Origin of the sequence: Protofrankia sp. CiT1 (genome assembly GCF_917627335.1) — a bacterium.
In the GTDB taxonomy this organism is placed as follows: domain Bacteria; phylum Actinomycetota; class Actinomycetes; order Frankiales; family Frankiaceae; genus Protofrankia.
This window is the reverse complement of sequence record NZ_CAKJTP010000087.1, coordinates 17,094-17,964: the sequence shown is the minus strand read 5'-3', so window position 1 is coordinate 17,964 and position 871 is coordinate 17,094. Positions and strand designations below refer to the sequence as shown.

The window sequence follows — 871 nt, the reverse complement described above, 5'->3', positions numbered from 1 at the left end:
TCTTCGGGATCATCGAGACCACCGGGGCCGCGACCGGGTCCGCATCGTTCCTGCATGACCAGGGCATCCCGGTGACCGGCCCGGCTCTGGAACCGGCATGGACCGCCGATGACAACATGTTCACCTATCTCAGCTTCATCGGCCCAGGATCGACTACCACCTGGGGTGACTACACTATTTCTCAAGGTGGTCGGACCGCGTTCATTCTGCGGACCGCGTTCTCCGAGACCATGCGCAGCATCGCGGAGAAAGTGAGCGCGAGCCTGCGCGCCGCCGGTGTCCGGATCGCCTCTTCCATAGAGGTCAGCCCATCGATCGATGTGGATCGCCTCGGCGCCCAGATCAAGGCCAGCGGTGCCGACAGCCTGGTTGCGCTGGCTTCCCCGGACACCCTTGACCAGGCCGTCATCGCCGCCCGCAACGCGGGCGTACCGCTGAAAGTCGTTATGTCGTTCTCACCCGGTTACGACCAGAGCCTGCTCCAGAAGTACGGCCAGCAGCTCGCCGGAACCTCCTATTTCCTCGGTGCCACCCCGTTCGAGCTGGACGCTCCCGCGCACCGGGAGTTCCTGCACGCTATGGATATGTACGCCCCGCAGCTGCAGCCTTCGACCAACGGCGGCGCGCTGTCCGGCTGGATCTCCGCGGATATGATGATCCGCGGTTTACAGGAGGCTGGCGGCTGTCCCACCCGGCAGCAGTTCATCCACGGCTTTCGAGCCGTCCGGGACTACAACGCCAACGGCCTGCTGCCCGCACCCCTCGACATGACCGCGAGTTTCGGTCAGATGAACAACTGCCTGTCGTTTGTCAAGGTCGCTGACGACGGTACCCGCTTTACTCCTGAGGCGTCCCGCTGCGGACGCAGGAT

Annotated in this window: 1 protein-coding gene; it reads left to right on the top strand. The window is 64.2% G+C overall.

From position 1 onward, the window contains the following. A partial coding sequence (locus MJ785_RS14455) for an ABC transporter substrate-binding protein (RefSeq protein WP_239381315.1) occupies positions 1–871 on the top strand: 871 nt, incomplete at both ends.